The sequence below is a fragment of the Chryseobacterium sp. 14P4.3.2 genome (assembly GCF_057799275.1).
In genome coordinates this window covers 333,498-349,546 of the sequence record NZ_JBYOKO010000003.1, presented here as the reverse complement: position 1 = coordinate 349,546, position 16,049 = coordinate 333,498, and the positions used below count along the sequence as shown (strand labels likewise).

Genomic DNA, 16,049 nt, shown 5'->3' with positions numbered 1-16,049 from the left:
GCAGAACAGAATAAACAAGCTATCCCCAATTACGATGATTGATCAGTTTGGAAACTATCAGCAATTTTTTGAGGACAAGGATGAACAGGGGATTATTGCAACCCGGAAGAGATTAAGAGGAAGGATTAATAGTTTTAAGAAACAAATCGCAAACTTCAACATTTAGGAATTCTGCTATTTTGTAAAATGTTTCAATATTTGGCTGAGCCTCATTATTGCACCAGCGTGAAACAGAAACCTTTCCTGTATCCAAATGTTCCGCAAGCTCTTTTTGGGTAACATCCTTCTCCGCAAGTACAACTTTCAATCTGTTAAATTTTTTCTTTTCCATACGTCAAAGATAATAATTTATACTCTTAAAATTACTAATTATATTTAAAGTATAATTTTTAACAAAATATTAACGTTTGGTTTTATTATATTTAAAATATAACTATATATATTTGTCATGTAATTAATATCAATCTAAATATAACATGAAAACATTTAACGAACTAAAATCAAGAAGACCAGAATTAGCTGAAATGCTAGAATCCATGTCAAGAGAAGAGCTTTTAAATAATTATGCTTTAGAAGTTGCCGAAAAAGACGAATTAGAAGACTTTAAGAATACTTATGATGATTATCAGACTGATTTAGAATGCATTGTTAACTCGGCCAAACGATGGCTGGTTAAAAACAAGAAGACAAAGCACCATCTGCATATCAGCATAGAAAGAATAGAATTGGTTTATTCCAATGTTGAAACCGAATGGATTTAAAAATTTAAAAAAAGGCTGACCACCTATAACGGTCACATGGTTATAGTTTTCTGAGCGGGTTCGCTCGCTCAGTTTTTACAAAATTAAAATCAAATAACAACAAAAATTAAAATATTATGCAAGCACTTACAATGATCGAAATCGTAAAAAAATTAACTGGTGAAATTAGGCCAGTAGCAGAAACAAACGAAGATGATAAAAGGTTTGAAAACTTAAAGAACCTTACGGAATTAGTCAACGAATTGGTGGGGGAAATAGACGCTGTAGCTTATGATTTTAAAGATAGACATGAGCTTTCAGTTAAGCGTTCTGCTGAATTTGCTGAAAAATTTCTAACAGAGAAAATAGGTATCACCGAGTAAAGAATCATGGTTAGTTTTCCGGGTGGCGGATTCCAAAGCCCGGTTTTCAAAATTTCGCAAAATTTAAATCAAAAATATTATGTATAAATACACAAAATCAGGCTTTCAGGTATTTGTAGAGGCCGAAATAGAAAACAGAATGTTCGCAAGAGCTTTGACAACATTTACAGATGATGAGTATGGACATGAATTTGAGGGTTTCGGATCTCTTGAAGAATATAAGAGAGAAGAGTTATTTGATAATCCACCAGTAGAAATTCTAAATATTGAAATCGACGATTTAAACAAACAAATAATCAGCAAAAAATTTGAACTTAAAAATATTGATGCAGAGATTAGAAAATTAAATTTAGAATTATCACAATTACAGAAAACGCAAATAGATAATGAAAAATTTATAATAAATAGAACTCAATTATTAAAGGCTAATACTATTACAATGTTTCCAAGCGATTCCATTGCACCAATAACTAAGGATAAGAATGATAAAAGCTTCTATGGTCTGAAATTATCAATGGAAATTAAAATAAAGGATGGAGAATCTAATATGTGGGGCTATAAACTTTATCACGACTACAATGATTCTTATTCATATCACTTGGATAAAAGATATGGTGTTTTTGTTGATATATCGGAAGAGGAAGCTATAAATATTTGTAAACAAAGACAATTAGAAGTGTCTTTTAGTGACTCCCAGATAATGCGGACTACTGATGAATGGCTGAATGAAAAAAACCTTGCAAAAAAGAGAATTATTCTTATGAAAGAAGATGAAGAGAAAAGATTTAAGCTTAAATCAGATATTGAAAAAAAACAGCAAGAGCTAGATAAACTGAAACAGGTTCACAATGAAAACTAAGTATATAAAAGTGTCGACAGCTGATCGACTGCCTACTCAAAAAAGTCTTTATTCCACAGATTTAGGAACATTGCTTTTTTATGAAAATTCTGATGGGTTAGAAGTATTCAAAAGTCTTCGAAATGAAGAAATAATAACGAAATTAAGAATTAATTGGTGGCTCGACGAAAAGCCTGACTATGAGGAGGAAATGAGGGAGGTGTTGGAAAGATTAACTGGTCACTATGAAGATGTATTAAAAGGTGATTTTTCAAAATTCTCTTTAAGAAGTGAAATTGACTCAGCTAAGGAATTACTAACCAAAATAAAAGAATCATGAGCCACCAAGAGAAACAAGAGATCTTTGATAGATATGCAGAAGCCAAAGGATATGATAATTTCATTGAAATTATTTCAGATTACATAACCTTAAAAAGTCCTTCTGATATTATACAACACGCATTCGCTGCCTGCGATCTAGTCCAGGAGGAACAGCAGAAGAGAATTGCGGAGAATGCAAGAACACGAACAAACGAGGAGTCAACCGGAATAATCGTTGATAAATCCTCAATCACAAACCCAGAAAACAAAATACAATGAAATTATTACCAATGACAGAATTCGTATTAGAATTCAGAAACAAATGTGAATCAATGGAACATTATGTAGATACTATTGAGAACTACGCTAATTTCTTAAAACAGCCTCTCGAATTGGGGATGTTTGTTCCTGTAGATGAAGATGGCGATATTTTAGAAGAGCCTCAATTTTTAAGCGGCGCTTACAATGATAATGGATTTGGAGACGTGGATAAGTCTAAGTATAAAAAACACTTACTAGAATATCAAAAAGCAAAAGAAAAATTACTATTTGAAAGTTGTGAGGTCAGAGAAATAAAAACAGATGAAAATTATTTCGTCGTGCATCATAAAAGCCGAAAAATTTGGTTTTCGTGGACAGATAGGATAATTGAGGATATGATTCTAAATGGCTTAGAATTAACCCCCTCCGCTTTAAAACAGATAGGACTATGAAAGCACTAGAAGAACTAACAGCCGATATACGGGAGAAACTGCCAGAAACAGAAAATAGACAAATAGTCTTATCTGATTTGATGTTTATACTGCTTGTACACCTTCCAGGCAATCGAGAAGATAATATTTATAGATTGACACATAATTGGATTTTGTACAAACCATATTTAAAAGACCAATCCCCTGAACTTATAAACTTCCTGCATGGCCTTATTTCCTAACGAATAATTTGACGATCGCCCAAGATACAAGTGCACAAACTAGGATTATGGCTAAAATTGGCAAAATAGGTTTAAGAGCTAATAAAAAATCACTCATCCCTTTATTCAATGCATCGTTAACTGGAGAACTTAAAAACATAGTAGTTAATTTTTACTAAAATACAAATAAAAACAAAACAATGACAAAAGAACAGAAAATACAAGAAGCTTTTGGAGAAAGTTGGGGTAAACTTACCCAATCAATGCAACAGCATATTTTAACAGTACATCATTGGGTTGATAGGGCCCGAAATAGAATGAATCTATCTCCAAAAGATTTAGGTTTTGATGAAGAAACAGAATGTGAAGTCCATTGTGAATTTTGGCGTCCAAAATCGCTATCTGGAATCGAAAATAACAACGGCTGGACGGTTCTTAATAAAGATTCTTACAAAGAGTTGGAAAACGGGTATTACATGTGGTGGAATGATGAGGATGGGAGTTGGGAGATAGATGATTTATCAGATAGTCACATTGAAAATTATACTCACTTTCAAAAAATTCAACTTCCGCCTAAAGCACCAATTTACTAGCCATGACAAAAGAAGAACAACTACGTATATACTCGGCTTACCTGCCGTATGGATTAGAGTTTATTTCAAATAGAGATAATGAGCGACACCTATTAACTGGGGTGAATACTGTTACAGAATACCCTTTCTGGGCATCAACAGAATGGAACGATGAATCTCATAAATACGAGCCTGAAATAAACATTAAACCAGGTGGGGGAATTGGTAATGGATTTAAATTGGATGAAGTAAAGCCCGTCCTATACGACCTCTCCTATCTAACAAAAGAGATAGAGCATGAGGGGGAGGTTATTACGCCCATAGTAGAAATTATGAATAATGGTTTTGATCATTTAGAAGACATTTTAATTAGAGTAGGCGCTGGATTGTCAAATCCAGATAGACTTCCTTACAGAGTTTTTGTAGAGCTATTAGAATATCATTTAAATGTCTTCAACCTCTCGGAAGACCAGTTTATCAACAAAGCAACTTTAACCAATAAATAAACTATAAAATGAAAAAATTTAAATCATTTAATAAAAAAACAGAATTTGTTACTTATGGAAATTTCAAAACCACACCTGATATTGTGATGGATGAGAATATGGAAGTTAGTTATAAGATAGAAGTACAGCGTGTAAAGTTTTACCAAAAATTAGGTTCAGGTGATAATCTAATTGAAATATTTCTTACTAAAGACGAAGTAATATCTATGTATGAAGATATTGTAGAGGCGGAAAAAATATGTGGAACAAGCGTGTATAAACATTTAGAATAACCCCGTGCCATCTTAGGGTGGCACTTAAAACAAGAATTATGAACCCAAAAGATAAAGCAATAAACATTTACAATAATTATAGACAAATACCTCTATTGAAAGATTTTGAAGGAATGGATGAAAATTTAGCTATAGAGTGTTCTATTATCTCTGTAAATGAAATAATCCAGGATATTCCAATGTATTTAGGCAATTTAAACCCAAAATATTTTTATTGGAACGAAGTTAAAAAAGAACTTGAAAAAATGAAATCATGAAGCAGTTACAATTAGAACTAAACAAAAGACTCCTTATTGTGGAGTTTGATGACATGCAGCATTTAGAAAATGTAATATCATGCGATAAGCAAGGAATAAGATTTTGTACCGATGATGATCAGCTAATAAAACTCATCTGCAAGGGTGATGTGTTTACTGAGGATATTGCGAAAGGATTTTTGCATCAGTCAATTCATACCGGTTTATTCGCTCACTACGTCAAAGATATTCCAGTAAATACATATTGTTATAAAACGGCTCTTGAAGCATTCGATGCTGTAATTAATGCTTATGGCGCCCATTGGGGAGAGAATCCAGTGAGCGAACCTAGAATGTCAGATTATGGATGGTATGCATCAGGTCACCCAGAAGAAGACAGTGGCTGGATGTATAAGGAGGGAGAGGAAAAATATTATGAGGCTTTTAAATCTTATGAAGAATCCGAATCCAGGACCTTCAACCCATCAAAATGTATAATCTTTGAAATGCTGTAAAGATGATTGGTAAAAAAGAACAACTGCCTAAAAGCATATCTTATGCCTATGGTAAATATGTTGTTAAAATCAATGTAAAAAAGCACGTTGTAAACAAAGAAAGGCAAATTCATGTAGGGGTATTTGATACATTGGATGAAGCCGTGACTGCACGAGAAAAGTTTATTATTGATAATTTTCAAGGTGTAGCTAATGGATACTTGCCAAGAGGAATTAGCAAACATACGCATAGAAGATATATTGCTCGTTTTAGCTATTTTGGTAAACTAAAATACTTAGGAATATATGATACAATCGAAAGAGCGATTGAGGCTCGATATAAATATATTGATTCGCTAAAGTAATTACCCTACCAAAAAAAGCCCCTGCGTTAACAGGGGTTATTTTGTTTAAAATCTGATGCCTTTTTCTTTTAATTCTTGGATTCTATTTTCAATTATTTCTTTCGTTAATTGTTCATGAAAGACATGATGCCATACATAATTAAGATAATCAAATATTTCCTCGTCAACTAAAGCAGATAAGAATACATAAAGGTCCCGACGGTTTTCATCTTCGAAATATTCTTCATCAAATTCAAATATCGTATCAGCGGATATTTCCCATCGCTCGCGAAAGTAGCCATCAAATTCAATATCTTTATCTGCAGCTGCACCTCTAATTAGATTCATAGCATCATCATAGAAGCTGTTTAGATCTTCCGGATCTTCTTCAATATAATTTGAGAGAAGCTGTAATATGCGTTTTGAATCTTCCATTAGTCAAAGAATGAGGCTTGCGTTGGGGGATTTTCTTTTGGTATTTTCTGAGGTTCCAGGTTTACAGCAACTAAAGCGGGATCGTAAGCCGGAAACTCAAAGCTTTCAATCGGTTCATCATTCAAAAATCTATTTGCGGTGCCAACGTCCATGCATATTGGCATTCTGAGTTTTGAATTGTGAACAACGCTCATTAATTCGTTGGCAACAGTGGTAACCAGTCCAAAACCTATTTCTCCGTTATCCCAAACGTCATAAAATGCTGCGATAAAGAAATGATCCTGATCCTTCCAATGCATTCGGTGCTTTACAGTAATAGGAGTTTTTCTTCCCGGATTCTGAATGTGCATCCAGTCGTAGAATCCGCTCACAGGTACCACTGCCCTATTATTTTCAAACTTCTTGTAAAAAGTATGCGTTTTCTCTGCGGTTAGGTTTACTCCTTTCCCGGGTTTCGTTTTATCATAATCTTTATATAAGCGCCAGGTTCCGTGTGTGATCTTTCGGCCATGGTGATACAACACAATCGGCAAGGCCGGTACGTCAAAGGCATTGACTTCATGTTTTAGAATGTAATTCCCCTCCACTATTTCAGCAGATAGGTTTGCAGAAACTTCCTCCATTGAAAGACCTGCATTATCTACACGATTGCACATGATTAATATTTTTCACCGAAAGTACAAATATCATGCAATTATTTAATGTGCCTATCAGCCCAGCCTTCCTCATTGTTTTCATTATCGCCTTTCTTCTTTCCCTTGTACAAAAATTTCTTTTTTGGGGAAATAATACTTAAAAGCCAGAATTTAGCCAACTTTAACCCGTAATAATCAACTGATTCAGCTACAATACTGAAAAGCACAACTTCATTTTCAATGAGCTCTTCAATGTCAAATTTTTTACTCTCAGTATAAAATACATCTACCTCCTGTTTTTTATCAGAAGTAATGATCCGTAAATGATTTATATGTTTTGATTTAATTACACCTCTAATTTCCATGATACAAAATTGATACATTTTTTTTAAAATTATAAAATATTTATTGATACAATTTGTCCCAATCTTAATTTTTTCAGGTTTAAAAACACTTTGAAGGGTGTCTTTTCCCAACGGTGAGAAACAAAAAATCCCCAGATCACTCCGAGGATAAATTAATTACTAACTCATTTCATAGAAAATGAGAAATCAAATATAATATTTAAAATATTATTTCGCAAAGAACAGATCAGCTTCCGCCTTTCTTCTACGGATCAGTCCATTCAAAGTTTTTCCGCCAGCAGTAATATATTTGGTGGTGAACCAGTTTCTAATTTCGGACTCTCCTGCTTTTTTATTGACTAAAGAAAATAGCGTATCAGATCCTCCGGTATTGTAAGTATGTGATACAAGGGCATCATATTGATTTTGGGTAAGGACCACTTTCACTTTATTGCTGACCATTTTTTCGTAAGTTGGTAAAACAGTCGAAAATAATTCTGTCGCTTTTTCTCTTGTGATTGCGGGATCTTTCATGGTGACCTTCTTTCCTCCCGGATAGTAGGTATTCCCATAACCTATCGTTGGAATTCCTGCAGAGTCCAGATAAGGCTTAGCACTGAACCCCTCGAATGACAATATTAAGTCTATTCCTTTTTTTGATGTTTTCATTTTATAATCGTATTAAATTGTAAGATATTCCAATTCCAAATCCGGGGTAAAATTGATTAGTGCCAGGTATGTAGTAGTATCCTGCCTGAATACCAAATCCAATTTTTTTAGGCTTTACATCAATGCTTTTTTTGAAATGTTCGACCCCGTTAATTTTCATATTTTTATCGGGCGAAGAAATATCTATATATGATTTTTCTTTGCCAAATAACCATTTTCGCTCATTATACTTAACAATGTCAACTATTGCATCATACTTGTAGTTTAAAGTGCTGTCATTGGTATTGGAAACTATTTTCAGATACTTATTCTCGTAATAGATCCGGTCTTTCTCTCGCTGGACTTTACTGGCCTTCAATTGCCCTTCAAGAATAAATTTTGCCCGAGTCAGCTCATCTATTTTTTCAGTTGCAATATTGAGAGCCGGAGCCAGTGTATCTTGAACATAGGTAATGTAATTCTTCGTAATATGATTCTGGATTACTTCTCCCTCCTTTTGCTCAAAAGTCCCGTGCGTTGTACTATCAATTGGATTTATCCATTTATCAACATAGATAGTATCACGTTTAGAAATGGTTTCTTTTGCAATCCTGTCGTTTTTACTTGACTTAAACCATCCGGCAAATAGGTTTGCGACTAAAACTATAACCGCCAAAACCAAAATCGCTATAAATGCATTTTTTTTCATTTTGCTCTATTTAAAAGTTGTCTAGCCTGTTGCTGGGTCTTTTCCCTTAGAGTGCTATCGGCTTGTTTAATTGTTTCTTGCTGAATATATCCTGCTTTAATCAGTAATTGTCTATTAAGATCGTCTACCTTCTTTCGCTCTTCGTAATAGAGCTTTTTATAATCATCCTTAGATTCACTGCTATTATTCAAATTGATGAAATAGGTAATCCAGAACATCAAAAAAAATACAGATGCTGCAAAGGCATAAGGATTTTTGCTGATAAGACTCTGAATTTTTCCGATCTCGCTTGTACTTAGATTCGCCATTTCATTTTTTATGATTTGATATAAATTCTTTCATTATTGTATTCCTATTAATATTCCATTTGCAAATGATAATGTTTTGTTATTCCCCGCCCAATCTTTAACTGTTAAACCGCCTGTATAGCCTAGATATCCCGCAATCCTTATAGAACCATTGGGAATATCTAACGCTACATTTCCTCCGTTTCCATTTCTAACATCAATGGAAATTCCAGTATGAAAAACATCATCAGATTTTGTATTAACAATATCAAGCATGGCTGATCCAGTATTTTGCGCACCGGAAAGTTGAGCGAACTTCCTATTATCACCAGCCCCAGTGTAATCTCCGACAACTACCCAGCCTTGCGGTGATTCAATACCATTATTTGTAATTGTAAAAAATTTATTGGTTATCACACTGCCAAAGGTTCCAGCATAAGCATTAATGGTACCTGAAAAGGTTCCGGATGTAGCATTGACTACACCTTTAATATCTGCATTTTCAGCAATCAGTTTACCATTGTGAAGCACTTTGAAGACCGCGTCATTCTTATGTGCATAATCAGCTCCTGCTCCAAACCGGATGGAATCACCACCAGCATCTGTTACCGAAGATATAAAGGCGTTTCTAGCAGTGTTATTTCCTACTTCTATCACTTGTGACATCAATAATCCATTATCAATAGACGTGAAACCGTCTGAGCCGTCCGTAAACTTTATCTTTCCCTTAATCTCTTGCGTATCCAAGTTAATTGTCATCTGGCCGTCAAGCGAAGAAATGATTCCAGTCCTGATAAGTCCACCATTAATTGTAGTCGTCCCAACAGTAATGGATAATACCCTCACACCATCTACTACCGAATGCAGAATTCCTATTAAAAAATAGTAATCATTCGCGTCTGAATCGAATTTGTATTGCTCTTGACTGAAAACTATTGATCCGGTTTGATCTGTTTTAGAACATTTCCCGTAAACATATCGAAATTGATCGTCTGGAATAGTTTCTACATTTTCTGGAATACTCCACTCTTTATCAAACGTTTGAGAATATATTATTCCAGGATTAACCTTGATCTTATTCTTATCATTTTCAAACATCACGTAGAAAACAACACTACAACTTATTTGTTGTGATCTGGCCCCAACTGAAATCATGTTTGTTTCAATTGAGTTTGGCCGAATGTTTTCAGGGTCAAAATAATCATCTGTATCGAAAACAAGGTTCTTTAATTCTTCGGTGGTTTTTACACCTAATTTTGAATAGTTGATGTTTCCGAGATTGGTGATTGAAATAACGTTCTTGATTTCCTTGATCTGGAGAGTTACCTGTGAGCTGTATGCAATTTCGTAACTATCAGCAATAACAATCTTCATATCAAAAGGATTAAAATATCCGCCTTTTATGAACTCTGTACTGATTTGATTTACACGAAGAATCTTGTCAATTCCTAGAATTCTATCATAAACCTGTACATAGTCACCAATATCAAACTTCCCTACTCCTATTTTCTCCATATAGGGTGGTTCAATATTTAGATCATAAGATACTTTTGCCTTTAAATTCAGATTGAACTGCTCTGATCCTTTAATAAACAGTTCGTTTTCCGCATTATCTTCGTAAGTTTTAGGCATTTCGATGTCAATCAGAACATATTCATCACCTACAGCAAATTGAAAAGCTTCAGTCTTTTCATCCGGAAAGCTCTGGCCTTGATCGTTTTTGAAAGGAATTATTTCAAAGGTCTTCGTTGTATGATTATATCCACCCTTTTTAATCTCAAACTCATATCCGGCCAAATTTCCTGTGTTCACATGAATTTTGGCAGATGTTCCAGCAATGAGATACTTAGTTGTAACCCCGTCGGCTTCTTTTTCATTAAGGTCAAAATCCATTGTAGAGTCAGAGAACTTGAATTTAGTATCTCCTAAAGACGTAATCTTTCCGGTCCTTTTCGGATAGATGTCATCGAAAGTGATCGATCCTTCTTTTAATCCGAAGGCCGCAATCGATCCGGCATCTTCAAGATAATCTGCACCAGGTAGCTTTAAACGCTTACTGAAGTTTCTGTACTCATTCGGGATATTATTTGTTCCCCCGAAAACATAAAGCCTATTTACAATATCGTTTTCATCCACATTATTACGTGAAAGAGAATAAAGCCCCTTGCCTTTTCCGTACTCAAACTTAATCGGGACCTTTTTACCATAGTCGCCAATGTGAATTACATACTTTCCATTCTCATATTTTACCCAGAAATCAGTATTAAAGCCATTTTCTTTGTCACAAATCTTCTGCAAAGCGGAAAGACAAGTATCATCTCCAAATGTCAAAGACTTAGTTTCGCCATTTGTGAAAGATCCTATCTCCCAATTCGGGGCAAAACGCTTCATGTTGTTTTTAAGAGCTAATAAGAAAACCTCAATTGTTCCGATTAGTGGAAATTCCAAATCAGGTCCGAATCCACTTGCATCTGCATTGAAAAACTTACATCTCTTTAAATCATACATTAGGCCCTGAGCAACTATATTGTACTCATAGTTATTCTCAGCGTTTTTCGTCAAAGAAGGAAGTGAGTTGATGCGATAAACAGAATCAAACAACACAAAATAGTCGTTAATCAGAATATCCAGCTTTTCCCTTGAATTCATTTTGATCGAAACCGAATCATCTGAAAGCATAACACGGTTTAGTGTTGCTGAATCCACAGAACGCTTCCCTCGCTCAATTAAATTGAACAAGGGCGATCCGTTTCTGTATAGAATTAAATTATTCACTATATAAACGATTTTATATTGTTTTTGTTTTTCACTTTATTGAAAATAATTTTAAGCTTTTTTCATTTTTTACTATATTGCATTAACTTTTACCATGAAAAAAAATATTTTTATTCTACTATTATTTGTAATTCTATGCAATTGCCAGAAAAATGATCAACTTTCTGACATGAATAATATCCAAATGCCGACTTATGAGGAGTTAAATTATTCTGCAAAATCTTCTGATACTTTAAAAATTTACATCATAGGTAACTCCATAACTACTCACGGGATTGCCAATGAAATAGGTTGGAATCATAAATCTGGCATGGCTGCATCTACTCATGATAAAGATTATGTTCATATACTTTTTAAAAAACTTATAGGACATTATTCAACAAAAAATATTATCCTCAGATATTCCAACTGGTCATTATTTGAAAGAATGCCAGAAAAATTTTCCAAATTCAAGGTGGTCGAAAACTTTAAACCTAACATTGTCATTTTCCAGCTAGGCGACAACACTGCTTCTGAATCATCTGATTTATTTAAAAAAAGCTCAATTAAGTTTTTAAAACCTTTTGAAAATAAATTTGTCTTATCACCTTTTTTCATGAGTCCCGATAATTTTAATGTATCCAAAGAAATTGCTTACAAATCAAATTCAACTTTCATAAACATTTCCAGTATTTCCAAGAACAAAATCAATACAGCTGCTAAAGATTCAAATAGATCTGATGTAGCAAAATGGACCGTTGAAGGCGTATCAGCACATCCGGGAAATACTGGAATGTTAAATATTTCTAATGAAATTTTTAAAGCTATAATCCTAAAGAATTAAATATCGCATTCCCCATGGCTTGCATTCCTCCATCACCCGGGTGAGCTGCTACTCCAGTGTGTGTAATTGTGTGGTTTTGCCCATCATCACCTTTAACTACAGCACCAACATAGGATCTATTTCCGGCAGTATCAAATTGGCTTAAAGGCGTAAAGGATAAGCCTTTTTCAGTGGCAACAGCTTTCATGTCATTGTCTATATTTGCGTTCGCCCAGAATACCCCACACACCTTAATCAATGCAGTTGGATTCTTCAGAATTACATATTCTATTAGGTCTCTAAATCTGGCCTTGAAATATTGATTCCAGGTGACATTTTCACCTATTTTCAAAAAAATCGCATTGGGCTGATTGGAGAAATGGGTGTCCAGCGTACTATAATCAAACGTGTAGCTTGGATTTGACGTTGATATTACGCTTTCCCAGAGCGATATATTAACCGGATTAACGCTCGCGGAAGGATTTATAACTTTCATCTTAGACAAATAAACGTGGGCATAATCCTTATCTTTCTCTGATGCAGCCATACCCCAGGTACCCCACCAATCAGGCGACGGCAATGATAGCGTGATTGAATTACCCATGAATAAAGTTTTCATATAACCGCCTACGTATTCGAAGCTTACAGTTCCGTTCGAATTGAAAATTAACTTAATCTTCTTTCCATCCTTCATGAAAATATTATCAATGTTATTAAGATGATCATTAACAGCATTAAGTTCTGTCTTAGTTGCTATATTAGATTTAACATATTCGCGTAAAAACAGCTTAATCGGCAAAGAACTTCCGGATACAGCATTTAAAGTGCTGCCATAGTCCGTAGAAATAAATAGGTTAGCAGACGCACCCGCATTAGTATTTACAGGGAATTTGGCAGGCATCTTAAATCCTAATACATCGTTTTTTTCTAAAACTGTATTAATTATCACTGTGTTAACTCCTGCTGTTAAGTTTGATGTGATCAATTTCTTTTCAATAAGTTTGTTCCATTGATCTATAAAACCGATTACGATAGTGTAAGCCCCTGCGGTTTGGGCATTAACCTCTAATTTTTCTACAAAACTATCCCCTGAATGACTGTATTTATTGACAGCATATCCAGAAGCCTGAGCGGTTTCAGAATTTACCATTGTATTCCCTTCAGATGACAGATTATTGCTCTTGTAATTGTTTGCAGCGAAATCGTTAACGATTTTAGAAGTGCTTTTCTTAAGATTGAAAGACCCGGAAGCGGTCTCTATATAATTAATATTATAAAGCTCAAACCAAAGACTATAATAACTTCCAGGATTAAGCTCAGTTGGATTACCTCCATCATTTCTTGGAGCGAATAATTTATTATTCGTAGATGCTCCTGAAGACGCAAACCTAATCTTAGCAGTCGATCCTGACACGCCTGTTACACCAATTATCTGATTTGGTGATAGTTTTTTATTCACCTGGAACGAATTCCACCCTACAACCCCTGTAATGGTGTCTGAAATCCATGTAGGTATAAAATTGGTGCCATTCAATACACCGATAACAACCTTATACGTTCCAGCAACTGATAAGTTTACGTTGCCTTTTGATACATACCTGTCACTTGTGATATTATCATTTGAATTTTTATTAGTTTTACAGGTAACTAGATTTGGTGCTGCAGTAAAATCAAGTGAATCAGCATCATTACCAACCATATTAACTCCAATATTCTTATCAAACACTCCTACTTCTTCAGTGATAACGGTGGTTCCTCCTGCTTCGCCACCCTCGACTTTTGTTGAGAGCCAATTGTCGATTAGATATGCATTCTGAGCTTTATTGATATTAGCTACATTAAATGTATCATCAATAGCAGCACCTGGAATAGCTATTGCATCTTTCTTTGACACCCCGTTGGTAACATTAATATACACTAGCTTTTTATCAAGATCAGAAGTTGCTACAACAATGGGCTGTGGTGGATTAGATCCATCTTTAAAATTCGTGTAAGTCCCTGCTGTTCTGACCTCCCACTTCTCATAGAGGCCTTTCGGATAATCTGTAGGATTATAAGGCGTAGGAGAACTTGTTGGAGTCGCTTCACCTTTTATCCCGGATGATGATACTTTATCTATTTTTTCTTCAACTTCGGTCTGCCAAACTTCTAATTGTTCCTTTGATTTTGTATTGCCCACCATAGACCCTTTATCAATAGTGGCAATATTTTCAGGTGGTATTGTATCTGAAACGTTAATTGTTATCTGCTGTCCATTAATGTTGGTTGTTCCCATTTTCTTCTTAAATTTTATTCCAAATTATTTCTGCAGGCGTCTGAATATTTTTCATGTCTTCAATGTTGCCCGCTATTATTATTATTTTTTCTTTTCCTGTCATATCTTGCCATTCTCCGATTACCTCAGAAGTTTCAATTCGTGGATTGTCAAAGGTCATTCCTGGTACTTCATTTCCTTCAGAGTCCAGTACTTTATAGATGAATTTACCATACTCATTCATGTTCAAATCCTTAACTACAGAAAGCGTATTTTTTCCAGGCAATCCATTGTAAATTGTACTGATGGCTAAAGGAAGATATTCACCAGTGCTTTTTTTTCGCCCTATCATATATAGAATCAAATTCTTTGTTGTTTGAAGGGTCACCTCAACTGAGAACTGAAAAGCACTTGAATTTGATGGCACAGAATAGACTTCAAAATATTGTGCATTTACTCCGCTAACACTTACAAGTGATAACCCGGAATTCTCATATGATGGCGCTGAATAATCCTTAGTAAGGCTTACATTTCCCCTACCGGTCTGTTTTGTTCCATCACCGAAGAAAATCTCTGTATCGGAATCTATCTCATACGAAAGCTTCACAGTGTCAAGAGTAGTTTTAAGAACTCTTTTAATAGGATTTGCTTCGATAAATTTTAGAGTAAATGTTGCAAACATTACCCCATCATTGAATGTTTTTTCAGGAACTATTTCATCTTTTATATATACCTCAAATGGAATTGTCTTAAAATTAAAAGGCGTGATATGCAATCGCTGAGTACCTGGTTTAGAAAACTCATTGAGTATAAAATCTTTAAATTTCACAAACAAATCCTCCCAATTTTCTCCTCTTATAAAGCATTCTAAATCAAATACCCTTTCTTTGAATTTAGGTTTGCTTAGATTCACTGAAATACCATGGTATTCTGCCCAATCATATTGAGTTACGTCTTTCCTTTCTAATCCGCCAACAATTTTATTGTACTTTGAAACTCTTACTTCAAAGTCTTTTATATTTTTGCCGTTCAACTCAACTCTAACGTCGCTCATTTTTTGAAACTTGTTTTTGTGATTCTTACATCACCTGTGCTTTTTATTTTTCCGCCATACTGGAAAACCTCTACCCTTGCATTTTCGATACAATCAATATCAACCTCTGCATTATCCAGGATGTTGATTATGAGAATAGAATTTTCAGCAACCAAGATTTTTGCTTTTGCATGATGTCTCAAAACAAGTTGAGACACTGAAAACCCGTTGTATATCATTTTAATATCTGAGTTGCCAAAAAAGGCAGCCTTTGAAAGATTATTAGGCATACCTACGTAATCAGTGAAAAGACCATGTACCTCGCTTTGCCCCTTGAATTGTCGTAACACTTCCAATTTTGGAAAATCATTGGCCATTGACCAGTCATCTCCATCAAAGTACATCGTACATAGATTTTTCAATGACAAATCTGCCTTCATCTTTTCTTGCCATTCTCGACAAATATTGCTTTCAATAGCTTGTATGTATACTTCTTGTAAGTTCATGA

At 34.6% G+C, this 16,049-nt stretch carries 25 protein-coding genes; 14 read left to right on the top strand and 11 right to left on the bottom strand.

Annotated elements, in window-relative coordinates:
* Nucleotides 1–112 precede the first annotated feature (112 nt).
* Complete coding sequence (locus AC27VX_RS07330) at nt 113–331, bottom strand: helix-turn-helix transcriptional regulator (RefSeq protein ID WP_488694753.1); 219 nt, start codon at nt 329–331, stop codon at nt 113–115.
* A 193-nt stretch (nt 332–524) separates the two neighbouring features.
* Here AC27VX_RS07330 and AC27VX_RS07325 point away from each other — a divergent pair, with 193 nt between their 5' ends.
* The 13 genes from AC27VX_RS07325 to AC27VX_RS07265 all read left to right on the top strand — a co-directional run bounded on the left by AC27VX_RS07325 (nt 525) and on the right by AC27VX_RS07265 (nt 5,640).
* A complete protein-coding gene (locus AC27VX_RS07325) occupies nt 525–761 on the top strand; it encodes a hypothetical protein (protein ID WP_488694751.1) in 237 nt (78 codons plus the stop codon).
* A 116-nt stretch (nt 762–877) separates the two neighbouring features.
* Nucleotides 878–1,123 carry a hypothetical protein gene (locus AC27VX_RS07320; protein ID WP_488694749.1) on the top strand — a complete coding sequence of 82 codons (246 nt, stop codon included), beginning with the start codon at nt 878–880 and terminating at the stop codon, nt 1,121–1,123.
* 79 nt (nt 1,124–1,202) lie between these two features.
* A complete protein-coding gene (locus AC27VX_RS07315) occupies nt 1,203–1,982 on the top strand; it encodes a hypothetical protein (RefSeq protein WP_488694747.1) in 780 nt (259 codons plus the stop codon).
* A complete protein-coding gene (locus AC27VX_RS07310) occupies nt 1,972–2,301 on the top strand; it encodes a hypothetical protein (RefSeq protein WP_488694745.1) in 330 nt (109 codons plus the stop codon). The genes AC27VX_RS07315 and AC27VX_RS07310 overlap by 11 nt, the downstream gene beginning before the upstream one ends.
* Entirely contained in the window at nt 2,298–2,561 is a 264-nt protein-coding gene (locus AC27VX_RS07305) for a hypothetical protein (protein ID WP_488694743.1), read from the top strand. The genes AC27VX_RS07310 and AC27VX_RS07305 overlap by 4 nt, the downstream gene beginning before the upstream one ends.
* On the top strand, nt 2,558–2,995 hold the full coding sequence (locus AC27VX_RS07300) for a hypothetical protein (protein WP_488694741.1): 438 nt from the start codon (nt 2,558–2,560) through the stop codon (nt 2,993–2,995). The genes AC27VX_RS07305 and AC27VX_RS07300 overlap by 4 nt, the downstream gene beginning before the upstream one ends.
* Entirely contained in the window at nt 2,992–3,216 is a 225-nt protein-coding gene (locus AC27VX_RS07295; RefSeq protein ID WP_488694739.1) for a hypothetical protein, read from the top strand. Before AC27VX_RS07300 ends, AC27VX_RS07295 begins: the two co-directional genes overlap by 4 nt.
* A 179-nt stretch (nt 3,217–3,395) precedes the next feature.
* On the top strand, nt 3,396–3,788 hold the full coding sequence (locus AC27VX_RS07290) for a hypothetical protein (protein ID WP_488694738.1): 393 nt from the start codon (nt 3,396–3,398) through the stop codon (nt 3,786–3,788).
* A gap of 2 nt (nt 3,789–3,790) precedes the next feature.
* Nucleotides 3,791–4,273, top strand: coding sequence for a hypothetical protein (locus AC27VX_RS07285; RefSeq protein ID WP_488694737.1), 483 nt, complete (start codon nt 3,791–3,793; stop codon nt 4,271–4,273).
* A gap of 8 nt (nt 4,274–4,281) precedes the next feature.
* The gene (locus AC27VX_RS07280) at nt 4,282–4,545 is read left to right on the top strand and encodes a hypothetical protein (protein WP_488694736.1); all 264 of its coding nucleotides are present in this window, start codon (nt 4,282–4,284) and stop codon (nt 4,543–4,545) included.
* 38 nt (nt 4,546–4,583) lie between these two features.
* On the top strand, nt 4,584–4,802 hold the full coding sequence (locus AC27VX_RS07275) for a hypothetical protein (protein WP_488694735.1): 219 nt from the start codon (nt 4,584–4,586) through the stop codon (nt 4,800–4,802).
* A complete protein-coding gene (locus AC27VX_RS07270; protein ID WP_488694734.1) occupies nt 4,799–5,296 on the top strand; it encodes a hypothetical protein in 498 nt (165 codons plus the stop codon). Before AC27VX_RS07275 ends, AC27VX_RS07270 begins: the two co-directional genes overlap by 4 nt.
* 2 nt (nt 5,297–5,298) lie before the next feature.
* Nucleotides 5,299–5,640, top strand: a complete 342-nt coding sequence (locus AC27VX_RS07265; RefSeq protein WP_488694733.1) for a hypothetical protein — start codon at nt 5,299–5,301, stop codon at nt 5,638–5,640.
* Nucleotides 5,641–5,685: 45 nt separating this feature from the next.
* Here the strand turns inward: AC27VX_RS07265 and AC27VX_RS07260 are convergent, their stop codons facing one another.
* The 7 genes from AC27VX_RS07260 to AC27VX_RS07230 all read right to left on the bottom strand — a co-directional run bounded on the left by AC27VX_RS07260 (nt 5,686) and on the right by AC27VX_RS07230 (nt 11,452).
* Nucleotides 5,686–6,054, bottom strand: a complete 369-nt coding sequence (locus AC27VX_RS07260) for a hypothetical protein (RefSeq protein ID WP_488694731.1) — start codon at nt 6,052–6,054, stop codon at nt 5,686–5,688.
* On the bottom strand, nt 6,054–6,710 hold the full coding sequence (locus tag AC27VX_RS07255; protein ID WP_488694729.1) for an SOS response-associated peptidase family protein: 657 nt from the start codon (nt 6,708–6,710) through the stop codon (nt 6,054–6,056). Before AC27VX_RS07255 ends, AC27VX_RS07260 begins: the two co-directional genes overlap by 1 nt.
* 38 nt (nt 6,711–6,748) lie before the next feature.
* Nucleotides 6,749–7,054 (bottom strand): hypothetical protein, encoded by a 306-nt coding sequence (locus tag AC27VX_RS07250; protein WP_488694727.1) that lies wholly within the window; start codon nt 7,052–7,054, stop codon nt 6,749–6,751.
* 207 nt (nt 7,055–7,261) lie between these two features.
* The gene (locus AC27VX_RS07245; RefSeq protein ID WP_488694725.1) at nt 7,262–7,702 is read right to left on the bottom strand and encodes a lysozyme; all 441 of its coding nucleotides are present in this window, start codon (nt 7,700–7,702) and stop codon (nt 7,262–7,264) included.
* 1 nt (nt 7,703) lies between these two features.
* Nucleotides 7,704–8,390, bottom strand: a complete 687-nt coding sequence (locus tag AC27VX_RS07240) for a DUF6808 domain-containing protein (protein ID WP_488694724.1) — start codon at nt 8,388–8,390, stop codon at nt 7,704–7,706.
* On the bottom strand, nt 8,387–8,698 hold the full coding sequence (locus AC27VX_RS07235) for a hypothetical protein (RefSeq protein WP_488694722.1): 312 nt from the start codon (nt 8,696–8,698) through the stop codon (nt 8,387–8,389). The genes AC27VX_RS07240 and AC27VX_RS07235 overlap by 4 nt, the downstream gene beginning before the upstream one ends.
* A 33-nt stretch (nt 8,699–8,731) precedes the next feature.
* A complete protein-coding gene (locus AC27VX_RS07230) occupies nt 8,732–11,452 on the bottom strand; it encodes a phage tail family protein (RefSeq protein ID WP_488694720.1) in 2,721 nt (906 codons plus the stop codon).
* A 169-nt stretch (nt 11,453–11,621) separates the two neighbouring features.
* Here AC27VX_RS07230 and AC27VX_RS07225 point away from each other — a divergent pair, with 169 nt between their 5' ends.
* Nucleotides 11,622–12,275, top strand: a complete 654-nt coding sequence (locus tag AC27VX_RS07225) for a hypothetical protein (RefSeq protein ID WP_488694718.1) — start codon at nt 11,622–11,624, stop codon at nt 12,273–12,275.
* On the opposite strand, the gene AC27VX_RS07220 is transcribed toward AC27VX_RS07225, so the two are convergent.
* The 3 genes from AC27VX_RS07220 to AC27VX_RS07210 are packed head-to-tail and all read right to left on the bottom strand — an operon-like array spanning nt 12,256 to nt 16,047.
* A complete protein-coding gene (locus AC27VX_RS07220; RefSeq protein ID WP_488694716.1) occupies nt 12,256–14,529 on the bottom strand; it encodes a hypothetical protein in 2,274 nt (757 codons plus the stop codon). The two genes, AC27VX_RS07225 and AC27VX_RS07220, sit on opposite strands and share 20 nt — an antisense overlap.
* Before the next feature lie 7 nt (nt 14,530–14,536).
* Nucleotides 14,537–15,562 carry a hypothetical protein gene (locus AC27VX_RS07215; RefSeq protein ID WP_488694714.1) on the bottom strand — a complete coding sequence of 342 codons (1,026 nt, stop codon included), beginning with the start codon at nt 15,560–15,562 and terminating at the stop codon, nt 14,537–14,539.
* Entirely contained in the window at nt 15,559–16,047 is a 489-nt protein-coding gene (locus AC27VX_RS07210; RefSeq protein WP_488694712.1) for a hypothetical protein, read from the bottom strand. Before AC27VX_RS07210 ends, AC27VX_RS07215 begins: the two co-directional genes overlap by 4 nt.
* Between the last annotated feature and the right edge of the window lie 2 nt (nt 16,048–16,049).

Bases quoted from the DNA above. Each gene is read 5' to 3' on its own strand.
- AC27VX_RS07250 (WP_488694727.1), bottom strand. From the start codon at position 7,054: ATGGAAATTAGAGGTGTAATTAAATCAAAACATATAAATCATTTACGG.
- AC27VX_RS07260 (WP_488694731.1), bottom strand. From the start codon at position 6,054: ATGGAAGATTCAAAACGCATATTACAGCTTCTCTCAAATTATATTGAA.
- AC27VX_RS07225 (WP_488694718.1), top strand. From the start codon at position 11,622: ATGAATAATATCCAAATGCCGACTTATGAGGAGTTAAATTATTCTGCA.
- AC27VX_RS07265 (WP_488694733.1), top strand. From the start codon at position 5,299: ATGATTGGTAAAAAAGAACAACTGCCTAAAAGCATATCTTATGCCTAT.
- AC27VX_RS07280 (WP_488694736.1), top strand. From the start codon at position 4,282: ATGAAAAAATTTAAATCATTTAATAAAAAAACAGAATTTGTTACTTAT.
- AC27VX_RS07295 (WP_488694739.1), top strand. From the start codon at position 2,992: ATGAAAGCACTAGAAGAACTAACAGCCGATATACGGGAGAAACTGCCA.
- AC27VX_RS07210 (WP_488694712.1), bottom strand. From the start codon at position 16,047: ATGAACTTACAAGAAGTATACATACAAGCTATTGAAAGCAATATTTGT.
- AC27VX_RS07220 (WP_488694716.1), bottom strand. From the start codon at position 14,529: ATGGGAACAACCAACATTAATGGACAGCAGATAACAATTAACGTTTCA.
- AC27VX_RS07275 (WP_488694735.1), top strand. From the start codon at position 4,584: ATGAACCCAAAAGATAAAGCAATAAACATTTACAATAATTATAGACAA.
- AC27VX_RS07325 (WP_488694751.1), top strand. From the start codon at position 525: ATGCTAGAATCCATGTCAAGAGAAGAGCTTTTAAATAATTATGCTTTA.
- AC27VX_RS07235 (WP_488694722.1), bottom strand. From the start codon at position 8,698: ATGGCGAATCTAAGTACAAGCGAGATCGGAAAAATTCAGAGTCTTATC.
- AC27VX_RS07320 (WP_488694749.1), top strand. From the start codon at position 878: ATGCAAGCACTTACAATGATCGAAATCGTAAAAAAATTAACTGGTGAA.
- AC27VX_RS07215 (WP_488694714.1), bottom strand. From the start codon at position 15,562: ATGAGCGACGTTAGAGTTGAGTTGAACGGCAAAAATATAAAAGACTTT.
- AC27VX_RS07300 (WP_488694741.1), top strand. From the start codon at position 2,558: ATGAAATTATTACCAATGACAGAATTCGTATTAGAATTCAGAAACAAA.
- AC27VX_RS07285 (WP_488694737.1), top strand. From the start codon at position 3,791: ATGACAAAAGAAGAACAACTACGTATATACTCGGCTTACCTGCCGTAT.
- AC27VX_RS07245 (WP_488694725.1), bottom strand. From the start codon at position 7,702: ATGAAAACATCAAAAAAAGGAATAGACTTAATATTGTCATTCGAGGGG.
- AC27VX_RS07330 (WP_488694753.1), bottom strand. From the start codon at position 331: ATGGAAAAGAAAAAATTTAACAGATTGAAAGTTGTACTTGCGGAGAAG.
- AC27VX_RS07290 (WP_488694738.1), top strand. From the start codon at position 3,396: ATGACAAAAGAACAGAAAATACAAGAAGCTTTTGGAGAAAGTTGGGGT.
- AC27VX_RS07305 (WP_488694743.1), top strand. From the start codon at position 2,298: ATGAGCCACCAAGAGAAACAAGAGATCTTTGATAGATATGCAGAAGCC.
- AC27VX_RS07255 (WP_488694729.1), bottom strand. From the start codon at position 6,710: ATGTGCAATCGTGTAGATAATGCAGGTCTTTCAATGGAGGAAGTTTCT.
- AC27VX_RS07270 (WP_488694734.1), top strand. From the start codon at position 4,799: ATGAAGCAGTTACAATTAGAACTAAACAAAAGACTCCTTATTGTGGAG.
- AC27VX_RS07315 (WP_488694747.1), top strand. From the start codon at position 1,203: ATGTATAAATACACAAAATCAGGCTTTCAGGTATTTGTAGAGGCCGAA.
- AC27VX_RS07240 (WP_488694724.1), bottom strand. From the start codon at position 8,390: ATGAAAAAAAATGCATTTATAGCGATTTTGGTTTTGGCGGTTATAGTT.
- AC27VX_RS07310 (WP_488694745.1), top strand. From the start codon at position 1,972: ATGAAAACTAAGTATATAAAAGTGTCGACAGCTGATCGACTGCCTACT.